Raw genomic sequence first — 6,000 nt, forward strand, 5'->3', positions numbered from 1 at the left:
TTTTTAAGACTGTTCTTTGATGTACCACCGATAGCTATGCTCTATTCAAAGGTGCTTGGTTAATTCATTACTTGCGTCCTCCTTTATTGCAAAAATTACAAAACAACATAATTAAATGCTTTGATTGATATTATTTTGCCTAAACAAACTCATTACCACTTTAACTTAAAACCTTATTCAGCGTCTACTTGGAAGCGGATATTACAAGTGGATTAAGTAGAAATTGATTAATAAAAAAGAGCTATAAGCTGTCAAGTTATTAGTAGTTAAAAAACTCAAGAAGCTAATTTAACTTTTGAAATTAAAAGTCTAAAGAAACTATAAAGAAAATCTTGGTATTTATTATTCATGCTAAATTGGGCAGCTTTGATAATTGTTCGTGTAGAGATTCTTACTGTTCATCATAAGTCAATTTTGTTTAGCAATGCTACAAAAAAGTACTGCCGGTAACAAATAAAAATAGTAAATTAAATAACTCAAAATTTAGCAGTATTTTGTTCTGTTAATAAATTCATCATTACAATCTCAAAAGTTTACATACGGTGATCTATTGTTTCGTTGCTGTGCGATCGAGTTGTACGAGATAAAGATATTTTACATTTATAGTACAAAGGCTCTATCCATTATATTGCTTGGTAATATTTTTCACTCATCTATTACTGCTGTCATGGATCGAGAAATATTATTTTGTTGTTATTTTCCGGAAAGAATCTTGTTTTATCACATGCAAGATTAAATGATTACCTTATTTATACTGAATTACAATGCAAATCGCTAAATAATCTTTCAGTATTTATACTAATTTACATAGAATCAATAAATACACATAATTGCTTTCAAAGCGACTTATTGTCGAGCAAAGGGACTAATGTATAGCTTTTCTACGGAGAGCTAGCGTTTGGAAACAACATCTACTTGAGTAATTATCCTGAAAGGCTGTAATTACGGCACAGAGTAATTACGAAGCATAAAAATATCAAATCATCCAGGGTGACGGATCTATGTCTTTAAAGACAAATAATGGGAGCAGCAACAATAATCTGAATGCTGACAAGATGCCATCTGTTGATATGAATTCACCATATTGTAGAGGTGAAATGCCCAATGGTGAGATGAGTTCTAGTCAGTTAGAGGATTCAAAACTTCACGTTCTAGTTGAATTACGCACATCCAACTCTCAAAGGAATTTGCAAACTCTTTCTAGTGCTGTAGCAGGAAGTGTTACAAGTTTCCAACTAGATCTCAATTATGAGCCAATACCAGTTAATCCCAGTAATAGATTCGCTGCAAATATTGGTTCGGAAGATGAAGAAACCATTCTTGTCCGGGGTGCAATAGATGAGCATCAGATACGAGAACTGGAGGCACAGCCAAATGTTGTTAAAGTCTATAAAGATACACCAATTGCTCCCTTTGACCCTACTAGTACATTAGTAAAAAAACCTGCTCGAGATTTAGTTGAACCAGTTAGTAATACAAATAACTGCCCAATTGGAACCTGTGATTGTGCGGTGACCCAAGCCAAAGGAACGATCGCTGATGTTGCAAAATATTTGGGGATCGATAAAATTTGGGCTCGCGGATATAAAGGTGAAGGTATTGTTGTAGGAATTGTTGATGGTGGGATTACAGCAGAAGGTCGATCAGTTGGACATGGAGAAACCGAGCGTCGCATCCCGAATGTAATTGGTGGTCCCGATTCTGACTGGGGTACCAAAGCCCGTTCTTGGGGAGAGCACGGTAATATGTGTGCCACAGATGTATTGGGTATGGCTCCAGAAGCCAAACTTTATGATTGTCGCCTCGCTGGTGGTGATGCTATATCCAATGCTTTAAGAGTATTTGAATGGGCAATTAAGCAGCACAAAACTGATGGTACACCCCAAATCCTGACCAACAGTTGGGGAATTTATCAAAAAAATTGGGATGAGTTTTATGCAACTAATCCGGATCATCCTTTTACTCGCAAAGTTGTAGAGGCTATTGAAGAAGGTATTTTAGTACTATTTGCTGCGGGTAACTGTGGTGGTAGTTGTCCGAGCGATCGCTGCGGTCAAGACTTTGGTTCGGGTAAAAGTATTTGGGGTGCAAATGGACATCCCAGAGTTATCACAGTTGGTGCTGTAAATAAATATGAAGAATTTGTTGGTTATAGCAGTCAGGGACCTGCAGCATTAGATGAAAATAAACCTGATTTTTGCTCCATTACTCATTTCCAAGGCTATTTTGATTGTGATAACGGTACTTCTGCAGCAACACCAATCGCTGCAGGTGCAGTAGCTCTGCTCAAGCAAGCAAAACCTTCCTTAACCCAAGCACAAATCAAAGATGCATTTAAGAGTACCGCTAAAAATATTGGTGAAGCCGGTTTTGATCAGCATTCTGGTGCTGGAGTAATCCAACCCCTAGTAGCTTTAGAAAAGATTTTACCCGAACAACCGAAATGCTCTAAACCCGTCAGATTGGGTGGTACATGTTTTTCTGCAGCAGGTGCAGCTTCTTGGGGGACAAACCGTCTCGATACATTTGTCCTGTCTGCTGATAGTTCAGTGCATCATAAATATTGGGATGGTAAAACCTGGAGTGATTGGTTAAAAGTAGATGGCTTTAGTTTGAGGGCACCTGCAGTTATTGCTCCTGAAGAAAATAATCTTAATTTATTTGTAATTGGTCAAAAACGTCAGTTACTCCATAAGAAATGGAATGGTTGTAAATGGGGAGAATGGGAAGATTTAGGTGGTTTGTGTAAAAACGGTGTAGCTGTTAGTGCTTGGGGTTGCGAACGCCTTGACATATTTACAGTTGCTGCTGACAATGCCCTATGGTACAAGTATTGGAACGGTGACACTTGGAGTAAATGGCAATCTTTAGGGGGCTTTTGTTTGGGAGCACCTACAGCAGTTGCAACTGCACAAAATCGTATTGATGTATTTGTTCGAGGTCACGACCATAGTATTTATCAAAAATCTTGGAATGGTTCCACTTGGAGCAGTAATTGGCAAAATTTAGGTGGTCTGTGGTTGCATTCCCCAACCGTAACTTCCTCAAGTGAAAATCATCTAGATTTATTTGCTGTAGGAACTGATAATACTTTGCATCGAAAATTTTGGAATGGCTTGACTTGGAGTCCCTGGAAAAGCATAGGAGATGATATTGCGATCGCAGCGCCAAGTGCTGTTTCCTCAGGAGATAACCACATCAATATTTTTGTAGTTGGTTGCGACAATGCTCTCTACCACAAAAGTTTTGCTTAGCAAATCTAATATCTGAGTTACAAAGATATGGCGCTACGCGCAAGTAAAAATTCAAAGGTTTGTAGTAGTGCTTTAGCACTTTAATCTAAAGCCCAACTACAAACTCCTCAAAACTAACGAGACAAAGTATTGCCTGAAAATTCTAATAAAAGATTTTAAATTTCTCTACAATATTCGGCTAAAACGACAAAGACGTCACAGACGCGAGCGATCGCGTCTTTACTTGTATCAATACAGCCTCAGTAAAGAATAACCTCGGGAAAAATTAAACAGTAGGAGCGCACTTCTGTGCGCCCTAACTTAGTAATATCTGTTACGTTTAGGTCAGATAGATTCTTTACCTAGATGCGAACAGTTCCACCATCAAAAAGTGGTACAGTCATCGAGAAATTTTCTCTATAGGTCAGCTTTTGCTCTTCAAGAATACCCAAAGCAATTTGTTCGCCAAGACGAATGGACTCAATATAATCAGTAAAATAATGTACGCCAGCCCAGTTCCGCCCAATAGATATATTAGAAGCTAACTTATTTAGTTCACCTTCAACTGTCAATGCTTCTTGTGGTTTTAATGTTTGGATTGCTGATTGCAAACAAGAACCATTAGGAGAAGCCTCATAAGCATAGGGGTTGCCATTTGTGTCTCGTAATTCCCAACTGTGGTCGAAAAATGCTTTGAGAATTGTTACACAAGCACCTGCAACGGTTGCATGACCTGCTCCATAGGATGGGTGCATGGGAGATCCTTCAGGAAATGCCATTGGTAAAAGGTAAGACCGCATATTAGCACTGGGATCGCAACTTCTATCTGGGTTTTGATTTTGCAAGTCATTATGTTTTACAACTTCGGCAAGTAACTCCCCATCTAAAGCTTGAACCAGAGTTTCGATGACCTCAATACCTTTATTATCTCTACTCTCATCCTTAAAGCGATGAACCAATCCACCTACAGCTTCGGGACGCAAACGACGATGTACATTAAATTTCTGGAAACGTACCGCTTTCAGAGCACGGGTAGCAACTTCTGTAACTAAACTGAGGATGTGAGGACCGCCAAACTGAGCAAACCCCTGTTGCTTATCAATATGGTCTGGTAACCGGAAAGGAAGACCTGGATCGAAAGGAACTTTCATTTCTAGCATTAATAAACAAGCATTTAAGTAAGCTTCATATAATGCGTCATAGTGAACGTAAGTTGCTAAATCTCTAGGAGTTGCTAAAAACCGGTATGCTAAAGGATCGTTTTGGTCAACGTATGTTTCTAACCCACGTACATCTGCACCATTTTGAACGTCAACCCAAGCTTCCCAGGTTGTCATAAAATCCAGATTCTCTTTTGCCGTACGTACCCGTTGGTCGATACGAACGGAACCATAGCGAATAAAACCGTCAGTACTTGGGTCGGATCCATTTCCAAGAGGTTGATTACCAATCAGCAAAAATTGAGAAATATAAGGTCCAACATCATCGCCTGGGGTAATACCTCTAAAAACATTTTGAGTACAGAAAGGACCGCGCCGGCGTTTTTGCTCCGCATCAGAGAGGCTTGAAGTATCAGGATATTTAATCCATGGAGAGTCATTCAATAATCGAATTGCTCTTTCAACTGTTTGTGATTCACCAAATCGAGCAAAAGGACAATCTCGTAATAGCGCCATTGAATAGTTTTCAATCATTTCTGTAACTAATTCGGCACTGTCCAACTTTGGTGCTGGAGGCATAGTTACAGATTGGGCGTCGGGACCTTCCAAATCAAAAGTAAGCCCTGCTCCTTGACTTTCCCAGGCTCTAACTGAAACTTTATTACTTTGGGCAAGCTGAGATTCCCAGTTCGGACATCTTTCTCCATCTTGTCCGGGAGGACCTAAAGGAGTATCTTTGAAATCACGAACATCCCCTGAGTCAATACCAGCAACAAACTGTTGATAATCATCGGAACTAACCAATAAACCAGTATTTACATCATGAGGTAATCCCTTAGTAAAATTGGCAATATGTGATGGTTTATTATTTTTTCGGGTTACTTCCCCTTTGCAGTTATTTTCTTCGTTGACAATACGATATTTAAACTCTTCACCATTACTAATATGCTCTGGATGTTTGCGTTCAAAAGCTACTTCTGCTGCTTGACGACGAATTTCTCTAGCTCTAAATTTGCGATCGGTCATATTGAACTCCTTATATTTACCAAATTTTCAAATTTATATAGTTACAATTGATTTCGACTTATATTCATCAAACATATTCAGTTCAGGCTGATTTCCAATTTACAAAGTTAATTTTGCTGAAAGATTTTTGTTGTACTTTGAGTAATATTTTGTATGTTGGCTCATTGAGTTTTATGCAACTAATTAACTTTTATGTAAGATCTATCAGATCCATTCGAGTCATTTTTCTTGGATGACTTTAATGACTTTTATGCCTACAGCATTGGCAAAAGCAATTTCCGAAAAATAGACATGGCTGGGTGAAATTGAAGATGTAACGAATCTTTCCTCATATTTACTCAATGATTATATTGAGGAATGTCATGCACTTTGTATGCAATTAACAACCCCGATAAATTCTCTTTTGCTGCCTGCCATATTGTAGGAAAATATAGAATCAGCAAGCTTCTCTCATAGTTACAGTTCTTATTTTTTGGGCGTTTAGTTATAGGACTTACGCAACCGGCACATTTTTCTTGTAGGGTGCGTGACACTCAAAACCTTATTAATAGGTTCAGATTAACTCGCTTGTGTCACGCACC

The 6,000-nt window shown here is 38.6% G+C and carries 2 protein-coding genes; one reads left to right on the top strand and one right to left on the bottom strand.

Annotation, left to right across the window (positions count from 1 at the left end; genetic code table 11):
* Positions 1-1,001 precede the first annotated feature (1,001 nt).
* Positions 1,002-3,254, top strand: coding sequence for a S8 family serine peptidase (locus QNJ50_RS10070; RefSeq protein ID WP_300634868.1), 2,253 nt, complete (start codon positions 1,002-1,004; stop codon positions 3,252-3,254).
* A gap of 341 nt (positions 3,255-3,595) precedes the next feature.
* Here the strand turns inward: QNJ50_RS10070 and QNJ50_RS10075 are convergent, their stop codons facing one another.
* Positions 3,596-5,419 (bottom strand): vanadium-dependent haloperoxidase, encoded by a 1,824-nt coding sequence (locus QNJ50_RS10075; RefSeq protein WP_300634869.1) that lies wholly within the window; start codon positions 5,417-5,419, stop codon positions 3,596-3,598.
* Positions 5,420-6,000 lie beyond the last annotated feature (581 nt).

The sequence above is a fragment of the Mastigocoleus sp. MO_188.B34 genome (assembly GCF_030065675.1).
In the GTDB taxonomy this organism is placed as follows: Bacteria; Cyanobacteriota; Cyanobacteriia; order Cyanobacteriales; family Nostocaceae; genus Mastigocoleus.

Bases quoted from the DNA above. Each gene is read 5' to 3' on its own strand.
- QNJ50_RS10070 (WP_300634868.1), top strand. From the start codon at position 1,002: ATGTCTTTAAAGACAAATAATGGGAGCAGCAACAATAATCTGAATGCT.
- QNJ50_RS10075 (WP_300634869.1), bottom strand. From the start codon at position 5,419: ATGACCGATCGCAAATTTAGAGCTAGAGAAATTCGTCGTCAAGCAGCA.